Below are 18,569 nucleotides of genomic sequence, written 5' to 3'. Positions count from 1 at the left end.
ATGAGCAACGGCCCCAGCGGCAAGGACCGCATCAGCAAGGCGGAGATCTCCAAGGACGCCGTGCAGAGCACCGTCGAGGCGACAGCGGGCGCGGTCGGCGAGGTCACCACGATCCTCACCAACGCCGTCAAGGACGTCGCGGGCGCGATCGGCGGCCTGGCCACCGAGGTCTTCGAGATCCGCGACGCCGCCAAGCGGGCCGCGGCCGAGCAGGGGCCCGCGGAGATCGACGGGGACGCGGGCGAGGAGCCCGCGCAGTCCCAGGCCTAGCCGAAGGTCATCCGGAAGCCGTCCTGGCGGAACGACGCCAGGCGGCGCGCGCCGGCCAGCCAGCCCAGCGGGCCGTCCGGGGCGATGTCCCAGTCCGAGCGGCACGGCCCGACCCTGCTGGAGCCGGTCAGGCGCGCGACGACGTCACCGGCGTGGTCGTCGATCGGCGGCTGCCAGGTCGCACCCTTGAGCGGCACCCGCGGCAGCAGCCGCGAGGCGTCCGTGAAGCGGGCCCGCACGACCGAGCGGCCGTCGACATCGACCGACCACGACGTGCGCTCGCGCACCGATCCGCGCTCACGGGTCACACGGAAGTCGGCCAGCTCCTTCGGGATCGCCCAGAGCTCGCGGCCACCGGCCACCGAGGCGGGGGAGTCGACCCAGATGTCGGTGATCGACACCGCCCGCAGCGGCTCCTTGACCACCCGCGCGACCAGCAGCTCGGAGTACGTGAGGGGGCTCGGCTCCTCGTAGGAGACCAGCGCGACGCCGTACACGCCCCGGGGGCGGCGGGCGTCGACGTCGTGCCCTACCTTGAACAGCGAGAGCCACAGCTGGCCCTCCATCGTCCACGGGGCCGCGGGGTAGAGCGTCGTCATGGTCCCGACGGTAGTCAGACCGGCCGCTGCGGGGCCAGGGTGACCAGGGCTCGGTCGATGGCCGCGGAGACGTCGATCGTCCGCACCCGCAGGACGTAGTCCTTCTCCACCTCGCGCGCGACGTAGCGCGCCACGAAGCGCTGCAGCTCGCCCTGCACGCGGGCGGCGTGCTTGGTGAGGGAGGCCCGCAACCCCTGCGCCCGCAGGTCGACCACGATCTGGTGCGGCCGCGGCGGCTCGATGTCCAAGGTGATGGTCAGGTCCGCGCGCGCCCGACCGGTGATGAGCAGCGGCACCTCGAGGTCCGCGGCGAAGACCTGCTTGTCCACGCCGAGGTCGAGGGTGAAGGTCACCGCCACCGGCAGGCGTACGGCGAAGGCGACCGGGTCGTCGCCGACCCGGTGCCCCCAGGCCTCGCCGATGGCGCCCTGGGCGGTCACCCGCGCCACGCGACCCGGACCGACGCCCAAGGGGCCGAGGTCGACCGGTTGCCCGGACAGGACGTTGACCGCGGCCAGGACCCGCTCCACCGAGACCGCCTCGCGGAAGAAGGCGCGGCCCCAGGCGGCGTAGCTGATCTCCGGCGGAGGTGCCTCCATCAGTCCTCGGGGTCGTCGAGGCGGGCCAGCCAGGTGGCCAGCCGCTCGACCGCCGCCTCGTGCTCGGGGTGGACGTCGGTGAAGGCCTGGAGCTGCTCGGCGAGCCACCCCAGGGTCACCTCCTCGTCACCCCGGCGCGAGACGAGCTCCTCGATGCCGCGATCGGTGAAGTACACCGCCGAATGTCTCCTCACATCTCACTGGGTCTCGACACGCGGGTCGCGACTTCGTGCCTCAGTCGCGCCGCTCGCTCGACCACCACCATCGAGTCCGCTGGCGCGTCCTCGATCAGCTGAACGCCCGGTCCAGCAGCTCCTTCTGCTCGACCTGGTGCCGCTTGACGGTGCCGACCGACGGCGAGGACGACTCGGGCCGGGTGACCGGCACGACCGTGGCGTCGACCTCGGCCCAGGCGTTGAGCGCGTAGTGCGGCCAGGGGCCGTTGTTGCGCGGCTCGTCCTGGACCCAGCGCACCTCCTTGAGGTGGGGGTAGCGCGCGATCTCGGCCTTGATGTCGTCCAGCGGTCGCGGGTAGAGCTGCTCGACCCGGGCGATCGCGAACCGCTCCGGGTTCTCCCGCTTGGCCCGGTCGACCATGAGGTCCCAGGTCACGCGACCGCTGCACAGCAGCAGGGTGTCGACCTTGTCCGGGTCCGCCGCGCCGTCGCCGATGAAGGGACGGAAGTGGCCGGAGGTGAACTCGTCGGGCTGGGAGGCGGCCTCCTTGCGCTTGAGCATCGACTTCGGCGTGAAGACGATCAGCGGGCGGTGCTCCTCGCCGAGCGAGTGCTGGCGCAACAGGTGGAAGTACGACGCGGGCGTGGACGGCTGTGCCACGACGAAGGCGTCGTCGGCGGCCATCTGGAGGAACCGCTCGATCCGCGCGGAGGAGTGGTCGGGGCCCTGGCCCTCGTAGCCGTGCGGCAGCAGCAGCACGACACCGGAGTCCTGGCGCCACTTGGTGCGGCCAGAGGAGATGAACTCGTCGATGACGGTCTGGGCGCCGTTGACGAAGTCACCGAACTGGGCCTCCCACAGCACCAGCGCCTCGGGACGTGCCACCGAGTAGCCGTACTCGAACCCGAGCGCGGCGTACTCCGAGAGCAGCGAGTCGTAGACGTAGAACTTCGCCTGGTCCTCGGTCAGGTTGGCCAGCGGCGTCCACTCGTCGGCGTTGCGCCGGTCGATGATCGTGGCGAAGCGGGACACGAAGGTGCCGCGGCGCGAGTCCTGGCCGGCCAGGCGGACCGGACGGCCCTCCATGAGCAGCGAGCCGAAGGCGAGGATCTCGCCGGTGCCCCAGTCGATCGGGCCCTCGGTGATCGAGGTGGCCCGGCGCTGCAGCTGCGGCATGACCTTCGGGTGGACGGTGAAGCCCTCCGGAGGCGTGGTGTAGGCGTCCGCGATCCGCTTGAGCACGTCCGGCTCGATCGAGGTGCGGGTCTCTCCTGCGGGCTTGTCCGGGTAGTCGGGGACCGTGGTCCAGCCCGAGGGCTGGCTCGTGGCCTCGCGGACCTCGGTGAAGACCCGCTCCAGCTGCTGCTGGTAGTCGCGCAGGACCTGCTCGGCCTCCTCGATCGTGATGTCGCCACGACCGATGAGGGACTCGGTGTAGAGCTTGCGCACCGAGCGCTTCTGCTCGATCAGGTCGTACATCAGCGGCTGGGTGTACGACGGGTCGTCGCCCTCGTTGTGGCCGCGGCGGCGGTAGCAGACCAGGTCGATGACGACGTCCTTGTGGAAGGCCTGGCGGTACTCGAAGGCCAGCCGGGCCACGCGGATGCAGGCCTCGGGGTCGTCGCCGTTGACGTGGAAGATCGGCGCCTGGACCATCCGCGCCACGTCGGTGCAGTAGAGCGAGGAGCGCGACGAGCCGGGGGAGGTGGTGAAGCCGACCTGGTTGTTGACGATCAGGTGGACGGTGCCGCCGGTGCGGTAGCCGCGCAGCTGGGAGAGGTTGAGCGTCTCCGCGACCACGCCCTGGCCGGCGAACGCGGCGTCGCCGTGGACCAGCAGCGGGAGCACGGGGTAGTCCGAACCCCGGTCGAGCACGTCCTGCTTGGCGCGGGCGATGCCCTCGAGCACCGGGTCGACGGCCTCGAGGTGGGAGGGGTTCGCCGCGACGGAGACCTTGACCGTCGAGCCGCTCTCCGCGGTGAACTCGCCCTCGGCGCCGAGGTGGTACTTCACGTCGCCGGAGCCCTGGACCGTGCGCGGGTCGATGTTGCCCTCGAACTCGCGGAAGATCTGGGAGTAGTTCTTGCCGACGATGTTGGCCAGCACGTTGAGCCGGCCGCGGTGGGCCATGCCGATGGTGACCTCGTCGAGGCCGGCCTCGGCGGCGGCCTCGCAGATCTCGTCGATGACCGGGATCGTGGTCTCGCCGCCCTCGAGGGAGAAGCGCTTCTGGCCGACGAACTTGGTCTGCAGGAAGGTCTCGAAGGCCTCGGCCTGGTTGAGCTTGAGCAGGATCCGCAGCTGCTCCTCGCGGGGCGGCTTCACGTGCGGCTGCTCGACGCGCTGCTGGAGCCAGCGGCGCTGCTCGGGGTCCATGATGTGCATGTACTCGATGCCGGTGGTGCGGCAGTAGGAGTCGCGCAGGATCCCCAGGATCGTGCGCAGCTTCATGAACCGCCGACCCTCGCCACCGAACGAGCCGGTGGCGAACTCGCGGTCGAGGTCCCACAGCGTGAGGCCGTGGTTCTCCACCTCGAGGTCGGGGTGGGTGCGCTGGCGGTACTCCAGGGGGTCGGTGTCGGCCATGAGGTGGCCGCGCACGCGGTAGGCGTGGATCAGCTCCAGGATGCGTGCCTGCTTGGAGATCTCGTCGTCGTGCGACGTCGCGATGTCCGCGCCCCAGCGGATCGGCTGGTAGGGGATGCGCAGCGAGCGGAAGATCTCGTCGTAGAAGCCGTCCTCGCCCAGCAGCAGCTGGTGGACGCGGCGCAGGAACTCACCGGACTGGGCGCCCTGGATGACGCGGTGGTCGTACGTCGAGGTCAGCGTCATGACCTTGGAGATCGCGTTGCGCGCGATCGCGTCGGCCGAGGCGCCCTGCCACTCCGGCGGGTACTCCATCGCGCCCACGCCGATGATCGCGGCCTGGCCGGTCATCAGCCGCGGCACCGAGTGGTTGGTGCCGAGCCCGCCGACGTTGGTCAGGCTGATCGTGGTGCCCTGGAAGTCCGCGACGGTGAGCTTGCCCTCGCGGGCCTTGGTCACGACGTCCTCGTAGGCGGTCCAGAAGGCCGCGAAGTCCATCGACTCGCAGGCCTTGATGCTCGGGACGAGCAGCTGGCGGGTCTCGCCCTTCTTGATGTCGATGGCCAGGCCGAGGTTGATGTGGGCCGGCGTGACGAGGTTCGGCTTGCCGTCGACCTCGGCGTAGGAGTTGTTCATCTCCGGCATCGACTTCAGCGCCCGGACGAGCGCGTAGCCGATGAGGTGGGTGAAGGAGACCTTGCCGCCCCGGGCGCGGGCGAGGTGGTTGTTGATGACGGTGCGGTTGTCCCACAGCAGCTTGACCGGGACCGAGCGGATCGAGGTCGCGGTCGGGACCGTCAGCGAGACGTCCATGTTCTGCGCGGTCCGCGCCGGGGCGCCGCGCAGCACGGTGTACGTCGGCTCGTCGCTGGCCTCGGCCGGCGCGGTCGGGCGGGTCTCCTTGGGCATGGGCGAGGACGTCCCCTTGCTCGGCTCGGCTGCCTTGGACTCGGGGCGCGGCTTGGCCACGGGGGCCGGCGCCTGGGCGGCGGGCTTGTCCTTGCCCTCGGGCGTGCCGGCGCCGTTGCTGGCGGCCTTCGCGGGCTCGGCCTGCGCAGCCGGGGCCGGGGCCTTCGCTGCGGCCTGCTGCGGCTGGGCCTTCGCGGGGGCGCTGCCGTTGCTGCCGTTGCCGCCCTTGCGCGAGTCGAAGTAGGCCTTCCAGCTCGGATCGACGCTGCCCGGGTCCTTCTGGTACTGCTCGAACATCTCCTCCACGAGCCACTCGTTGGCACCGAAGTCGTGGGAGACCTCGGAGGAGCCGGTGGAGGTGGAGCTGCCAGGGGACTGCGGCACGGCTTGATTCGCCTCTTTCGGATGAGCGCGCGAAGGTGTCAATTGCAGTCACCCAGGCTAGACCCCCGACGCGTCGATGTCCCAGGTCGGGGCGCGATTCGGGCAGGGTGTCACCGAAGCCACACCAGGAGGAGCGTTCGTGCCGCACCAGGAGCCTCTCGGGGCGCCCAGGACCCGGCGTACCCCACCCCTGCGGGGGGCCCGGAGCACCCGCTCGGACCGGCGACTCCTCGCCCCGTCGCTGGGCCCGCTCCTGGCCCTGGTCCTCGTGGCAGGGTGCACCGGCGAGGACGGGTCGGGCTCGCCGGACGGCGGGCCCGGGGCGCGCGGCGAGGACGCCGGCCGGCGGGCCGCGAGCGTGCCCACCGTGGTCGTGCCCGGCCAGCGGGTCGGCCGGCTCGCGCCGCAGCGGCACCGCCAGGTGGCGCAGCGGGTCGCGGCGGTCGTCGACGGCTGGTGGGACGCGGCGTTCGTCGAGGCCGACTACCCGCGCACCCGCTACCAGGGCTCCTTCCCCGGGTTCACGCGCACAGCGGCCCAGCAGGGCTGGCAGCAGCGCGACCTCATGACCAGCGCCCGGCTGGGCTCGCGGATCGACGCGCTCGTGCCGCTGCGGCGCCGCGTCGCGGTCGACGTGCTGTCCACGCGGGAGGTGCCGCGCGGTGCGACCGCGCGGGTGCGGATGGACTTCCGCACCACGGGCGAGGTCGAGCGCCGGATCCGGCTCGAGGGTCGGCTGGTGCTGACCTACCTGCGCGGCGGGTGGCGGGTCTTCGGCTTCGACGTGACGCAGTCGCCGCTGCGGCCGACCCCGGGCCAGCAGTCGGCGGATCGGTCAGGCAACCAGTCGGGCAAACGTTCGGGAGGGGAACGGTGAGCACGCGCAGGGCGGGCCGGCTCCGGCGTACGGCGAGGGCGACCGCGTTGGCGGCCGTGCTGGCCACGACCGTGGTCGTGGTGCCGGACGCCGAGGTGGCCTCCGAAGACTCCGCGCTGGTGGCGATGCGTCACGCACGCGGCCTCGACGTGGGGGACCGGGTCGTGTGGATCCTGGCGGTGGGCTCCGACGCCCGGCCCGGCCAGGTGATGACCCGGACCCGCGGCGACGCGCTCCAGCTCATCGGGATCGACCCGCGCACCGGCGCGGCGGCCGCGATCGGCATCCCGCGCGACTCCTACGTCCCGATCCCCGGGTACGGCTCGAGCCGGGTGAACGCCGCGATGGTCTTCGGTGGACCCGAGCTCCAGGGCCGGACGGTCGGCAACCTCGTCGGCGTCCAGCCCGACTACGTGTTCGTCACGCGCTTCCCCTTCTTCGAGGACATGGTCGACGACATCGGCGGCATCACGGTCAGCAACCCGCGCCGCTTCTCCGACCCCGACCTCAAGCCGCGCGGCTTCGCCCAGGGGCGGGTCCGCCTCGACGGCTACGGCGCGATGGCCTTCGCCCGCATCCGCAAGACCCTGGCCGGGGGCGACTTCGCGCGCTCGGCCAACCAGCAGCGGGTGCTGCGCGGCATCCAGGCGCGAGTGGCCTCGCAGGCCGGCACGCCGGGGTTCATGGAGCGCGGGGTGATGTCGGTGCTGCAGCACCTGCGCACGGGCGAGGGCCCGGCGACGCTGTTCCGGCTGGCGCAGCTCGTCGCCCGGGTCGACCCGTCCCGGATCACCACGTGCGTGGTGCCCGGCACGATCGGCACCGTCGGTGGAGCGAGCATCGTGCGGCCGGACGTCGCGACCGCCCGTCGGCTCGGCAACGCGGCCCGCGCCGACGCCACGCTGCCCCCCGGCTGCTGACGGCGCACCTCGCTGGTCGAGGTGCGACCCGGTCCGGCCGCTGGTCGAGGTGCGAGCGCAGCGAGCCATGAGACCCCTGGAACGCACGAACCGGGGCGGCCCTCGATGGGCCGCCCCGGTCGTGTCAGAAGGGTGGACCGGCAGTGCCGGTCGGGTCGCTGGGCCGAGGCTCAGCGAGCGTGGATCAGCGGGGGAAGATCTGCGACTCCAGCCAGCCCAGGTCGAGGGTCAGCAGGTCGCCGATCTTCAGCTGGGTGGCAGAGAGCTTGCCGCCGTAGAAGTTGCTCGTCGCACGCGGGCCGAAGGTGATGAACCCGTTGGTGTTGTTGAGCTGCTCGACCACGAAGGAGACAGTCTCGCCGATGCCGAGGCCACCCGGGGGCAGCAGCTCCTCGCCCTTGTAGAGGACGCTGGCGAGCTTGAACTGCGGCTTGTTGTTGCCGCGGACGGCCTTGCCCTGCTTGCCGGTGCTGCGCAGCTTGAGCGTGGACTCCACGCCGGAGATGACCAGGTCGAGGACCGGGATCTCGAGCGAGCCGAGCGAGGAGGTCGCCACCGAGCGGGCGCGGCCGCGGGAGAGCTGCTTGGCGCTGTAGGAGTACTCGATGCCGTTCAGCGTGGCCAGGCTGACCGGGAGACCCGGGAGGCTCAGCGGGAAGCTGACGCTCTCGACGGTCTTGGATTCGGTGGTGCCGTCGGTGCCTGCGCAGGGGATCGCCTGGGTGCCGATGCCGCCGAGGTGCAGCAGCTCGGTGTCCTCGGTGAGCGGCAGGGCCTTGAGGTTGAGGCCGCTCAGGGTCGAGCGGAAGACGCCGTTGACAGCGCCCTCGTCGATCCGCGACTGGGCGTAGCCGAGCTTGAGCAGGGCGGCGGAGTCGTTGTTGGACTCGGTGGGGTCGACCTCGATCTGCAGGGCGTTGGCGCCGGAGGAGGCGAAGCCCTCGCCGACCTTGGTGAAGGACGAACCGAGGCCGATCGAGCCCAGGCCCGGGATCTCGATGACGTCGCCCAGGACCGGGTCGGCCATCTCGATCAGCTGGTTGAGGGTGTCGACCAGGATGCCGAGCGGGACGTTGATGATCTCGTTGAGCACGTCGGTGCCCAGGCCGAGGTTCTCGAGCAGCAGGTTGAGGGTGTCGCCGATGACGCCGTCCTCGGGGAGGATGAGCTTGAGGCTCTTGAAGCCGAACGACTCCGCGGTGCCGTACTCGTTGCCGTCGCCGTCACGGTCGGCCGGGTCGTGGAAGGAGTCCGCCACGGCCTCGAGGCCCTTGATCTCCAGCGTCGGGAGCTGCACGCCGGGCACGAGCTCCTCGGCGCCGACGACGATGTCACCGAGCAGGTTGGTCGCCCGCACGCCGGTGATGTTGCCGTCGCGGTAGGTCTCGGTGGAGCTGGTGCTGGGGGAGAGGTGGATCAGGCCGGCCAGGTTGACCGGCAGGGCGTCGCCCAGGAGCTCGGCGATCGTGTCCGTGGACAGCAGCGAGGGCGCGAGGCGCTCCAGACCGGTGGTGCGCGTGCAGGCCTGCAGGGTCTTGGCGTCCTTGAGGCTCTTGACGTCGATGCCACCCAGGCTGATCTTCGTCCCGTAGGCGAGCGCGGTCATGCCGAAGTCGGTGAGGACCTTGGGTGCCGGCGCGTCGTCCTGGGCGGTCGCGGCGGGGGTGGTGGTGAGGGTGCCAGCCAGGCCGGCCGCGCAGACGGCGGAGACGGCCACGGCCCTCTTGAAGGACTTCTTCACACTTCCTACTTTCGTCGTCGCTGCTGGTGTCAGCGGTGGTAGCCAGGAAGAGTGTGTGAAGCACCCCTCCCCTCCCGGGAGGTTTCCGTCGTGGTGACGGACCTCAAAGGGTGAAACGGCCCACACGCTGCCGGGTTAGGTAGTCACTTCGGGTGGTCTGGACCAGGCCGGACGGACTACCTCCAGGCGTCCGGACCGGGGGAGGTGTCGGCTCCGCGGCCCAGGGACTTGAGGGGCGGCGGTATAAGCGGCTGCGCAGACGCGACGACCCGGACCTGCTGGTGCGGGTCCGGGTCGGGCTGTCCTTCGTCGTCAGTCGCCGTGCTGGCTGGCGCCTCCGGCAGGATTCGAACCTGCGACACCTGGTACCGGAAACCAGTGCTCTATCCCCTGAGCTACGGAGGCGTGCTGTCGAGGTCCGGCGCGGGGCCGGGCCTGCGAGCGGGCTCACCCTACAGCCCGGCCAGGGGGGTGCCGAATCGGGTCGCACCCAGCGCGCCGCGTCCCAGCGCCGATATCGATGCGGGGCCCGTACGCGGGCGCCGATAGGGTTGTCGGGTGACTCCCGAGCAGCTCTCCACCGCGATCGTCGACGTGCTGACGACGCTCTCCGACGAGGGTGCCCTCACCCTGCCGGACGGCGTCCCGACGAACGTGACGGTGGAGCGACCCCGCTCCAAGGAGCACGGCGACTACGCCACCAACGTCGCGCTGCAGCTGGCCAAGAAGGCCGGGCTCAACCCCCGCGCCCTGGCCGAGATGGTGCGCGAGCGGCTGCTCGCCGGCGACGGCGTGACCGCCGTCGAGATCGCCGGTCCGGGCTTCCTCAACATCACCGTCGACGCCGGCGCCCAGGGCAAGGTCGCCGCCGACATCGTGGCGGCCGGGGCGGCGTACGGACGGACCTCCACGCTCGCGGGTCAGCGGATCAACGTGGAGTTCATCTCCGCCAACCCGACCGGGCCTCTGCACCTGGGTCACACCCGGTGGGCGGTGCTGGGCGACGCCATCGCACGGGTGCTGGCCGCGGCTGGTGCCGAGGTGGTGCGCGAGTTCTACATCAACGACCGCGGCGTCCAGATGAACCACTTCGCGGACTCCATCGTCGCGGCCGCGCTGGGACAGCCCGCTCCGGCCGACGGCTACGCCGGTGCCTACATCGCCGACCTGGCCAAGGCTGTCGAGGCCGACCAGCCCGGCATCTTCGCGCTGCCCGAGGACGAACGCCGGGCTGCCGTCCGCGCAGTCGGCTACCGGCTCCAGCTCAAGGAGCAGCAGGACCAGCTCGAGCACTTCCAGACTCACTTCGACGTGTGGTTCTCCGAGCTCTCCCTGCACGAGTCCGGCTCGGTGCCCGACACGCTCGCCCGGCTCAAGGACCTCGGCCACGTCTACGAGGAGGACGGGGCGCTGTGGATGCGCACCACCGACTTCGGCGACGACAAGGACCGGGTCCTGATCAAGTCCGACGGCGAGCTGACCTACTTCGCCTCCGACACCGCCTACTACCTCAACAAGCGGGCGCGCGGCTTCGGTCACTGCATCTACCTGCTCGGCGCCGACCACCACGGGTACGTCGGGCGGCTCAAGGCCATGGCGGCCTGCGTCGGTGACGACCCGGCCGAGACCCTCGACGTCCTGATCGGCCAGATGGTCAAGATCCTCCAGGGCGGGGAGGAGCTGGTCCTGTCCAAGCGGGCCGGCACGATCGTGACGCTGCAGGAGCTCACCGAGGAGATCGGTGTCGACGCGCTGCGCTACTCCCTCGCCCGCTACCCGGCCGACTCCCCGCTGGTGCTCGACGTCGTCGAGATCACCAAGGCGTCCAACGACAACCCGGTCCACTACGTGCAGTACGCCCACGCGCGCACCTGCCGGATGATCGCCAACGCCACCGACCTCGGGATGTCCCTGCCGGCCGACTACGACCCGGCGCTTCTCGACCACGAGCGTGACGGTGAGCTGCTCCGCGCACTCGCCGAGTTCCCGCGGGTCGTCGCCTCCGCCGCGGAGCTGCGCGAGCCCCACCGGATCGCCCGCTACCTCGAGGCCACGGCGTCGACGTTCAACAAGTGGTACGACACCAAGGAGTGCCGGATGCTGCCGCAGGGCGACGAGCCGGTCACCCCTGCCAACGAGGCGCGCCTCGTGCTGGTGCATGCCGCCCGCACCGTCCTGGCCAACGGCCTGGACCTGCTCGGCGTCTCCGCCCCGGAGCGGATGTGAGCCACACCCACGAGGCCGGCTGGGCCCATGCCTCCGGCGCGCTGCGCGGTCCCTCGTGGCTGCGCGAGCCCAGCGACCCCAACGAGCTGGTCGAGCAGCTGTGGTCGCGCACCGCCACGAAGTCCGACGGCGTGCTGTCGGTGGGCGGGGTGGCGCTGACCGACCTCGTGGCCGAGCACGGCTCGCCGGCGTACGTCCTGGACGAGGTGGACTTCCGCGCCCGCGCCGGGGCCTTCCGCGACGCCTTCGCCGGCTTCGACGTCTACTACGCCGGCAAGGCGTTCCTCTGCACGGCCGTGGCCCGCTGGGTCGCCGAGGAGGGCCTGCACCTCGACGTCTGCACGGGCGGGGAGATGGCGGTCGCGGAGCGCGCCGGCTTCCCGATGGAGCGGGTCGGCTTCCACGGCAACAACAAGAGCGTCGCCGAGCTCGAGCGCGCGGTGCGGCTGGGCGTGGGCCGGGTCATCATCGACTCCTTCGAGGAGGTCGAGCGGCTGGCCGAGGTCAGCCGGGCGCACGGCACGAGGACCGCGGTGATGGTCCGCGTCACCGCGGGCGTCGAGGCCCACACCCACGAGTACATCGCGACGGCTCACGAGGACCAGAAGTTCGGCTTCTCCATCACCTCCGGCGACGCCCTGGAGGCGGTGCGCCGGGTGCTGGCCTCCGACGCGCTCGAGCTGCGCGGCCTGCACTCCCACATCGGCAGCCAGATCTTCGACACCGCCGGCTTCGAGGTCGCGGCCCGTCGCGTGCTGGCGCTGCACGCCCGGGTGGCCACCGAGCTCGGCACGGTCATGCCCGAGATGGACCTCGGCGGCGGCTTCGGCATCGCCTACACCACCCAGGACGACCCGGCCGACCCGCGCGACCTCGCCGCGGGGATGCGCGAGATCGTCGAGCACGAGTGCCGGGCGCTGGGCATCGAGCTCCCGCACCTGTCCATCGAGCCGGGTCGCGCGATCGTCGGCCCCGCGGTGTGCACGGTCTACTCCGTCGGCACCGTCAAGCCGGTCCGGCTCGACGGGGGAGCCGTGCGCACCTACGTCTCGGTCGACGGCGGCATGAGCGACAACATCCGCACCGCGTTGTACGACGCCGACTACTCCTGCACGCTGGCCGGTCGCGCCTCCGACGCGCCGCCGGTGCTCGCCCGCGTGGTCGGCAAGCACTGCGAGGCCGGCGACATCGTCGTCAAGGACGAGTTCCTGCCCGGCGACGTCGCGGCCGGCGACCTGCTGGCCGTGCCCGGCACCGGTGCCTACTGCCGCTCCATGGCCTCCAACTACAACCACGCACTGCGGCCCCCGGTGGTCGCGGTGCGGGACGGGGTCGCACGCGTCGTCGTGCGGCGCGAGACTGAGGACGACCTGTTGGCAACCGACGTGGGTGATCTGTAGATGGTCAGCGCTGAACCGCTGAAGGTGGCGGTCCTGGGGTGCGGTTCCGTGGGCTCGCAGGTGGTGCGGCTGCTCTCCGAGCAGTCCGAGGACCTGGCGGCGCGCATCGGTGCGCCGGTGGAGCTGGTCGGCGTCGGCGTGCGCCGGCTCGACGCACCGCGCGAGGTGGAGGTCCCCGAGGGCCTGCTCACGACCGACTCCGCGGCCCTGGTCACCCGGGCCGACGTGGTCGTCGAGGTCATCGGCGGCATCGAGCCCGCCCGGGGCCTGATCCTCTCGGCGCTGGAGCACGGGGCCTCGGTCGTCACGGCCAACAAGGCGCTGCTGGCCGAGGACGGTCCCACCCTGTTCGAGGCGGCCGCGAAGGCCGACCGCGACCTCTACTACGAGGCCGCCGTCGCCGGCGCGATCCCGATCCTGCGCCCGCTGCGCGAGTCCCTGGCCGGCGACCGCGTCACCCGCGTGCTGGGCATCGTCAACGGCACCACCAACTTCATCCTCGACAAGATGGACACCGCGGGCAGCGGCTTCGCCGAGGCGCTCGAGGAGGCCCAGGAGCTCGGGTACGCCGAGGCCGACCCGACCGCCGACGTCGAGGGCTTCGACGCCGCGGCGAAGGCCGCCATCCTGGCCTCGCTGGCCTTCCACACCCGCGTGACCGCCGCCGACGTGCACCGCGAGGGCATCTCCGAGGTGACCGCCGCCGACGTCGCCTCCGCCGCCGAGATGGGCTGCGTCGTGAAGCTGCTGGCCATCTGCGAGCTGCGCCGCCAGCCCGGTGGCGAGGACGCCGTGGCCGTGCGGGTCCACCCCGCGATGATCCCGCGGTCGCACCCGCTGGCCTCGGTGCGCGAGGCCTACAACGCGGTCTTCGTGGAGTCCGAGGCTGCCGGCCAGCTGATGTTCTACGGCCCCGGCGCTGGCGGCTCGCCCACGGCCTCGGCCGTCCTGGGCGACCTCGTCACGGTCGCCCGCAACCGGCTCGCCGCCACGCGCGGCGCCGGCGAGTCGGCGTACGCCGACCTGGCGGTGCTGCCGATGGGCGACACCGTGACCCGCTACCACGTGGCCATCGACGTCGACGACCGTGCCGGCGTACTGGCCGCGGTGGCGCAGGCCTTCGCCGAGCACGGCGTCTCGATCCAGACCGTGCGCCAGGAGGGCCGCGACGACGACGCGCAGCTGGTGGTGGTCTCCCACGAGGCGACCGACGCGCAGCTCTCCGCGACCGTGGAGCACCTGCAGCGGATGGACATCGTGCGCGAGGTCACCTCGGTCATGCGCGTCGAAGGAGGAGCGGAGTGAGCCGGACCCAGCAGTGGCGGGGGGTCGTGGAGGAGTACCGCGACCTGCTCGAGATCCCCGAGGGCACCCGCGCGGTCACGCTGCGCGAGGGCGGCACCCCGCTCGTGCACTCGGAGTGGCTCTCCGGGCTGACCGGCGCTGAGGTGCACCTCAAGGTCGAGGGTGACAACCCCACCGGCTCCTTCAAGGACCGCGGCATGACGGCCGCGCTGTCGGTGGCCGTCCACGAGGGCGCCAAGGCGGTGGTCTGTGCCTCGACCGGCAACACCTCCGCCTCGATGGCCGCCTACGCCGCCAAGGCCGGCATCAAGCCGCTCGTGCTCGTGCCCGAGGGCAAGATCGCGGCCGGGAAGATGGCCCAGGCGATCCTGCACGGCGCCCAGGTGATCATGGTCCGCGGGAACTTCGACGACTGCCTGGCCATGGCGCGCGGGCTCTCGCAGGCCTACCCCGTCGCCCTGGTCAACAGCGTCAACCCGGTCCGCCTCGAGGGGCAGAAGACCGCCGCCTTCGAGGTCGTCGACTTCCTCGGCGACGCCCCGGACTACCACCTGCTGCCCGTCGGCAACGCCGGCAACGTCTCCGCCTACTGGCTGGGCTACACCCAGTACGCCGAGCTCGGCGAGGCCACGAAGCGGCCCGTCATGCGCGGCTTCCAGGCCGAGGGTGCCTCGCCGCTGGTGACCGGGGAGCCCTTCCCGGACCCCGAGACCAAGGCCACCGCCATCCGAATCGGCAACCCGGCCTCCTGGCACCTGGCAGAGAAGGCAGCCAAGGAGTCCGAGGGCCGGTTCGCCGCGGTCTCCGACGACCAGATCCTCGCCGCCCAGGCGCAGCTGGCCAGCCACGACGGCGTCTTCGTCGAGCCCGCCTCGGCGGCCGGCGTCGCCGGCCTCCTGCAGGAGCTGGCGCAGGGCGAGTCCTACCGCGGCTCGACGGTGGTCATCACCGTGACCGGCCACGGGCTCAAGGACACCGCGACCGCGCTGGAGGCCTTCTCGGCCAGCGGGGGCGGGATCGTCGACACCGTGGTGGACGCCGACGTGGACGCCGCCGCGGCCGCCGCCGGCCTGGCTTGAGAGCCGGGGCCCGCGCATGGTCACCTTCGTCGACGGCCCGGTCGGTGTCTCCGTCCCGGCCACGTCGGCCAACCTCGGCCCCGGCTTCGACTCCCTGGGCCTCGCGCTCTCGCTGCGCGACGAGCTCGAGGGCGAGGTGCTCGGGTCGGGACTGGTCGTCGAGGTCGAGGGTGCAGGCGCTGACGCCGTACCCCGCGACGAGTCGCACCTGGTCGTCCGCTCTATGCGCGCCACTTTCGAGCTGCTCGGTGGCCAGCCCGCGGGCCTGCGCCTGACCTGCCGCAACGTCGTGCCCCACGCCCGGGGCCTGGGGTCGTCCTCGGCCGCGATCGTCGGTGGGGTGGTCCTGGCGCGAGCCCTCGTGGCCGGCGGTGAGCTGCTGCTCGACGACGAGGCCGCGCTGCGGCTGGCCGCCCGGCTCGAGGGGCACCCCGACAACGTCGCGCCGGCACTGCTGGGCGGCTTCGTGGTCTCCGGCCAGGAGGCGGGGGAGTACTACGCCGTCTCCGCCCCCGTCGACCCGCGGGTCGGCGCGGTCGTGCTCGTGCCGCCGACGCCGGTCTCGACCGAGGCCGCCCGCGGGCTGCTCCCCGACACCGTGCCGCACGCCGACGCGGCTGCGGACGCCGGACGTGCCGCGCTGCTGGTCGCGGCCCTCGGCGGGCGCCCCGAGCACCTGCTGCTCGCCACCCGTGACTACCTCCACCAGTCCTACCGGCGCCCGGCGATGCCGGAGTCCCTCGACCTGGTCGAGGCACTGCGCACCGACGGTATCCCCGCCGTGGTCTCCGGCGCCGGACCGACGGTGCTGGCCTTCGTCGGGGGCCCCGACGCCGACTCGACCCGCGCGGTCCTGGACCGTACGCCGGCGGGCTGGTGGTCCGCGCACCTCGCCGTCGACGGCGCTGGTGCGGTGGTGCGCCGCGGGGGCTGAGCGCGACTGCTACTGTGGCGCCGGCCGCACGTCGTCTCCGACGCGGGCCGCGTCCCGCATCCAGCGGGCTCCCGTTCCTCGCCCCTCGGGCGGATCGCGCACGCCGGTTGTCCTCTCGCGCACACCGGTGTGGGAAGGACTCACGTGACCGAGCAGACCCACGACCCCGCCGCCGAGCAGGACCAGGCGGCACCGGCCGCCACGAAGCGCGCGCGCCCCGGCGGCCTCAACGGCATGCTGCTGGCCGACCTCAAGCAGTTCGCCGGGGGCCTGGGCATCAAGGGGTCCGGGTCGATGAAGAAGGCCCAGCTCGTCGAGGCGATCAAGGCCGCCCAGTCGAGTGCCCAGTCGAGTGGCCAGTCGGGTGGCCAGTCGAGTGGCCAGTCGGGTGAGACGCCGGACCAGAGGTCGACGCCCCGGGCCACGGACCAGCCGGCCGAGCGGCCCGCGGCCGACCAGGGTGAGGTGCAGCCGCAGCGGCAGGACCGGCCGGAGCGCCAGCAGCAGGGCAAGGGCGACCAGCAGGGCAAGGGCGACCAGCAGGAACGCCAGCGTCCCGAGCGCCAGGACCGCTCCGAGCGCCAGCAGCAGGACCGGCAGCAGGACCGGCAGCAGGGTCAGCAGGGCAAGAAGAACCAGAACCAGAAGTCCCAGCAGGGTCAGGCCGGCGACCAGGGCAAGGCCGGCGACCAGGGTCAGGGCGGCAAGCAGGGCAACCAGCAGGGCCAGGGCGGCAAGCAGGGCGGCAACCAGGGCAACCAGGGCGGCAACCGCCAGGACCAGCAGAACCAGCAGCAGGGCAACCAGGGGGGCAACCAGAACCCCGGCAACCAGAACCTGGGCGGGGACCTCGACGACGACGATGACGAGGGCGGGCGACGCAGCCGACGCCGTCGTGGCCGCGAGCGCGACCGCACCCGTCGCGGCGAGGTGGACACCACGATCCTCGAGGACGACGTGCTCGTCCCGGCCGCGGGCATCCTCGACGTGCTGGACAACTACGCCTTCGTCCGCACCAGCGGCTACCTCGCCGGCACCGACGACGTCTACGTCTCGCTGACCATGGTGCGGAAGTACGGCCTGCGCCGCGGCGACGCCGTGACCGGTCAGGTGCGCCAGCCCCGCGAGGGCGAGCGCAAGGAGAAGTTCAATCCGATGGTGAAGATCGAGAGCGTCAACGGCCAGGAGCCCGACGCCTCGCGCCACCGCCCGGACTTCGCCCGGCTGACCCCGCTCTACCCCTCCGAGCGGCTGCGCATGGAGACCGGTCCCACCGACCTCGTGGGTCGCGTGGTCGACCTGCTGGCACCCGTCGGCAAGGGCCAGCGCGGCCTGGTCGTGGCGCCCCCGGGCTCGGGCCGCACGATGCTGCTGCAGTCGATCGCCGACTCGCTGACCGCGAACAACCCCGAGTGCCACCTCATGGTCGTGCTGGTCGACGAGCGGCCCGAGGAGGTCACCGACGTCGAGCGGCGGACCAAGGGCGAGGTCATCGCCTCGACCTTCGACCGCCAGCCGGCCGACCACACCGCCGTCGCCGAGCTCGCCGTCGAGCGGGCCAAGCGGCTGGTCGAGCTGGGCCACGACGTCGTCGTGCTGCTGGACGGCCTGACCCGCCTCACCCGTGCCTACAACCTGGCGGCCCCCTCGAGCGGCCGGACGCTGGAGGGCGGGCTGGACCCGCAGTCCCTGCACCCGGCCAAGCGGCTCTTCGGTGCCGCCCGCAACATCGAGAACGGGGGGTCGCTGACGATCCTCGCCACGGCCGTCGCCGACTCCGGCTCCGCGACCGACCAGCGGATCCTGGAGGAGTTCCGCGGGACCGGCAACCACGAGCTGCGGCTGCGCTCCGACCTGGCTGCGCGGCGGCTCTTCCCGGCCGTGGACGTGGCCGCGAGCGGGACGCGTCGCGCCGACCTGCTCCTCGCCGCGGAGGAGGTCGCGGTGGTCGACGCCCTGCGCAGCGGGCTCGCCGAGCTCGAGCCGGTGCAGGCGATGGAGCTGTTGCTGGACCGCCTCGGCGCCACCCAGACCAACTACGAGCTGCTCCGGTCGGTCCAGGCCCAGGGCCAGCTGGCGGAAGCCGGCGGGAAGGTTGCCAGGTAGCGGCCTGACAGGCACCTCCGGTGCCCTACGCTCTGCTGGAGACCTGGGCCGGGTGACCCGCGACGAGAGGTGAGCCGTGGCACGGATCCTGGTGGCCGACGACGACGTCGACATCCGTGAGCTCGTCGAGTTCAAGCTCTCGACCATGGGTCACGAGATCACGGCGGTCGGCGACGGCGCGGCCGCGGTCGAGGCCTGCCAGGCCAGCCGCCCCGACCTCGCGGTGCTGGACGTCATGATGCCGGGGGTCTCCGGCCTCGACGCGATCCGAGCGATCCGCGCCGACCCGGCCCTGGCCGACCTGCCGGTCATCCTGCTCACGGCCCGCGCCCAGGAGTCCGACGTGGAGACCGGCTTCGACTCCGGTGCCGACGACTACATCACCAAGCCTTTCAGCCCGCGCGAGCTGGCAGCGCGCGTCGAGGCGCTGCTGTCGCGCTCGGGCTGAGCCGGGGCC

General features: G+C 72.2%; 15 protein-coding genes and 1 tRNA gene. 10 read left to right on the top strand and 6 right to left on the bottom strand.

The genetic code is table 11. The annotated features are described in order from the left end of the window. Positions 1-270, top strand: coding sequence for a hypothetical protein (locus Q1V71_RS04400; protein ID WP_300641098.1), 270 nt, complete (start codon positions 1-3; stop codon positions 268-270). Here the strand turns inward: Q1V71_RS04400 and Q1V71_RS04395 are convergent. The 4 genes from Q1V71_RS04395 to Q1V71_RS04380 form a co-directional block, all read right to left on the bottom strand. Continuing rightward, positions 267-869: an acetoacetate decarboxylase family protein gene (locus tag Q1V71_RS04395; protein ID WP_300641096.1), complete on the bottom strand. Its 603-nt coding sequence runs from the start codon at positions 867-869 to the stop codon at positions 267-269. The genes Q1V71_RS04400 and Q1V71_RS04395 overlap by 4 nt on opposite strands. A gap of 14 nt (positions 870-883) precedes the next feature. Continuing rightward, a complete protein-coding gene (locus Q1V71_RS04390; protein WP_300641094.1) occupies positions 884-1,468 on the bottom strand; it encodes a hypothetical protein in 585 nt (194 codons plus the stop codon). Beyond that, positions 1,468-1,644 carry a DUF6104 family protein gene (locus Q1V71_RS04385; RefSeq protein WP_300641092.1) on the bottom strand — a complete coding sequence of 59 codons (177 nt, stop codon included), beginning with the start codon at positions 1,642-1,644 and terminating at the stop codon, positions 1,468-1,470. Before Q1V71_RS04385 ends, Q1V71_RS04390 begins: the two co-directional genes overlap by 1 nt. A 112-nt stretch (positions 1,645-1,756) precedes the next feature. Next, positions 1,757-5,524, bottom strand: coding sequence for a multifunctional oxoglutarate decarboxylase/oxoglutarate dehydrogenase thiamine pyrophosphate-binding subunit/dihydrolipoyllysine-residue succinyltransferase subunit (locus tag Q1V71_RS04380; protein WP_300641090.1), 3,768 nt, complete (start codon positions 5,522-5,524; stop codon positions 1,757-1,759). A 139-nt stretch (positions 5,525-5,663) separates the two neighbouring features. On the opposite strand from Q1V71_RS04380, the gene Q1V71_RS04375 reads away from it, so the two are divergent. Both Q1V71_RS04375 and Q1V71_RS04370 read left to right on the top strand, forming a co-directional pair. After that, positions 5,664-6,401: a hypothetical protein gene (locus tag Q1V71_RS04375; RefSeq protein ID WP_300641089.1), complete on the top strand. Its 738-nt coding sequence runs from the start codon at positions 5,664-5,666 to the stop codon at positions 6,399-6,401. Further along, positions 6,398-7,321 carry an LCP family protein gene (locus Q1V71_RS04370; RefSeq protein ID WP_300641087.1) on the top strand — a complete coding sequence of 308 codons (924 nt, stop codon included), beginning with the start codon at positions 6,398-6,400 and terminating at the stop codon, positions 7,319-7,321. Before Q1V71_RS04375 ends, Q1V71_RS04370 begins: the two co-directional genes overlap by 4 nt. A gap of 184 nt (positions 7,322-7,505) precedes the next feature. On the opposite strand, the gene Q1V71_RS04365 is transcribed toward Q1V71_RS04370, so the two are convergent. Together Q1V71_RS04365 and Q1V71_RS04360 are read right to left on the bottom strand one after the other, a co-directional pair. Continuing rightward, positions 7,506-9,062, bottom strand: coding sequence for a hypothetical protein (locus tag Q1V71_RS04365; RefSeq protein ID WP_300641085.1), 1,557 nt, complete (start codon positions 9,060-9,062; stop codon positions 7,506-7,508). Positions 9,063-9,391: 329 nt separating this feature from the next. Continuing rightward, a tRNA-Arg gene (locus Q1V71_RS04360) sits at positions 9,392-9,467 on the bottom strand. 153 nt (positions 9,468-9,620) lie between these two features. On the opposite strand from Q1V71_RS04360, the gene argS reads away from it, so the two are divergent. The 7 genes from argS (at position 9,621) to Q1V71_RS04325 (ending at position 18,560) form a co-directional block, all read left to right on the top strand. Continuing rightward, positions 9,621-11,288 (top strand): arginine--tRNA ligase, encoded by a 1,668-nt coding sequence (argS, locus tag Q1V71_RS04355; protein ID WP_300641083.1) that lies wholly within the window; start codon positions 9,621-9,623, stop codon positions 11,286-11,288. Then, a complete protein-coding gene (lysA, locus tag Q1V71_RS04350) occupies positions 11,285-12,688 on the top strand; it encodes a diaminopimelate decarboxylase (RefSeq protein WP_300641082.1) in 1,404 nt (467 codons plus the stop codon). Before argS ends, lysA begins: the two co-directional genes overlap by 4 nt. Beyond that, the gene (locus tag Q1V71_RS04345) at positions 12,689-13,993 is read left to right on the top strand and encodes a homoserine dehydrogenase (protein ID WP_300641081.1); all 1,305 of its coding nucleotides are present in this window, start codon (positions 12,689-12,691) and stop codon (positions 13,991-13,993) included. After that, a complete protein-coding gene (thrC, locus tag Q1V71_RS04340; protein ID WP_300641079.1) occupies positions 13,990-15,072 on the top strand; it encodes a threonine synthase in 1,083 nt (360 codons plus the stop codon). The genes Q1V71_RS04345 and thrC overlap by 4 nt, the downstream gene beginning before the upstream one ends. Positions 15,073-15,088: 16 nt before the next feature. Continuing rightward, positions 15,089-16,006: a homoserine kinase gene (thrB, locus tag Q1V71_RS04335; RefSeq protein ID WP_300641078.1), complete on the top strand. Its 918-nt coding sequence runs from the start codon at positions 15,089-15,091 to the stop codon at positions 16,004-16,006. A gap of 144 nt (positions 16,007-16,150) precedes the next feature. Then, a complete protein-coding gene (gene rho, locus Q1V71_RS04330; RefSeq protein ID WP_367280123.1) occupies positions 16,151-18,112 on the top strand; it encodes a transcription termination factor Rho in 1,962 nt (653 codons plus the stop codon). Between the two features lie 76 nt (positions 18,113-18,188). After that, positions 18,189-18,560 carry a response regulator gene (locus Q1V71_RS04325; RefSeq protein WP_300641076.1) on the top strand — a complete coding sequence of 124 codons (372 nt, stop codon included), beginning with the start codon at positions 18,189-18,191 and terminating at the stop codon, positions 18,558-18,560. Positions 18,561-18,569 lie beyond the last annotated feature (9 nt).

The sequence above is a fragment of the Nocardioides sp. genome, from assembly GCF_030149505.1.
Classification (GTDB): domain Bacteria; phylum Actinomycetota; class Actinomycetes; order Propionibacteriales; family Nocardioidaceae; genus Nocardioides.
The sequence above is the reverse complement of the archived record's forward strand: the minus strand, read 5'-3'. Positions and strand labels throughout refer to the sequence as shown.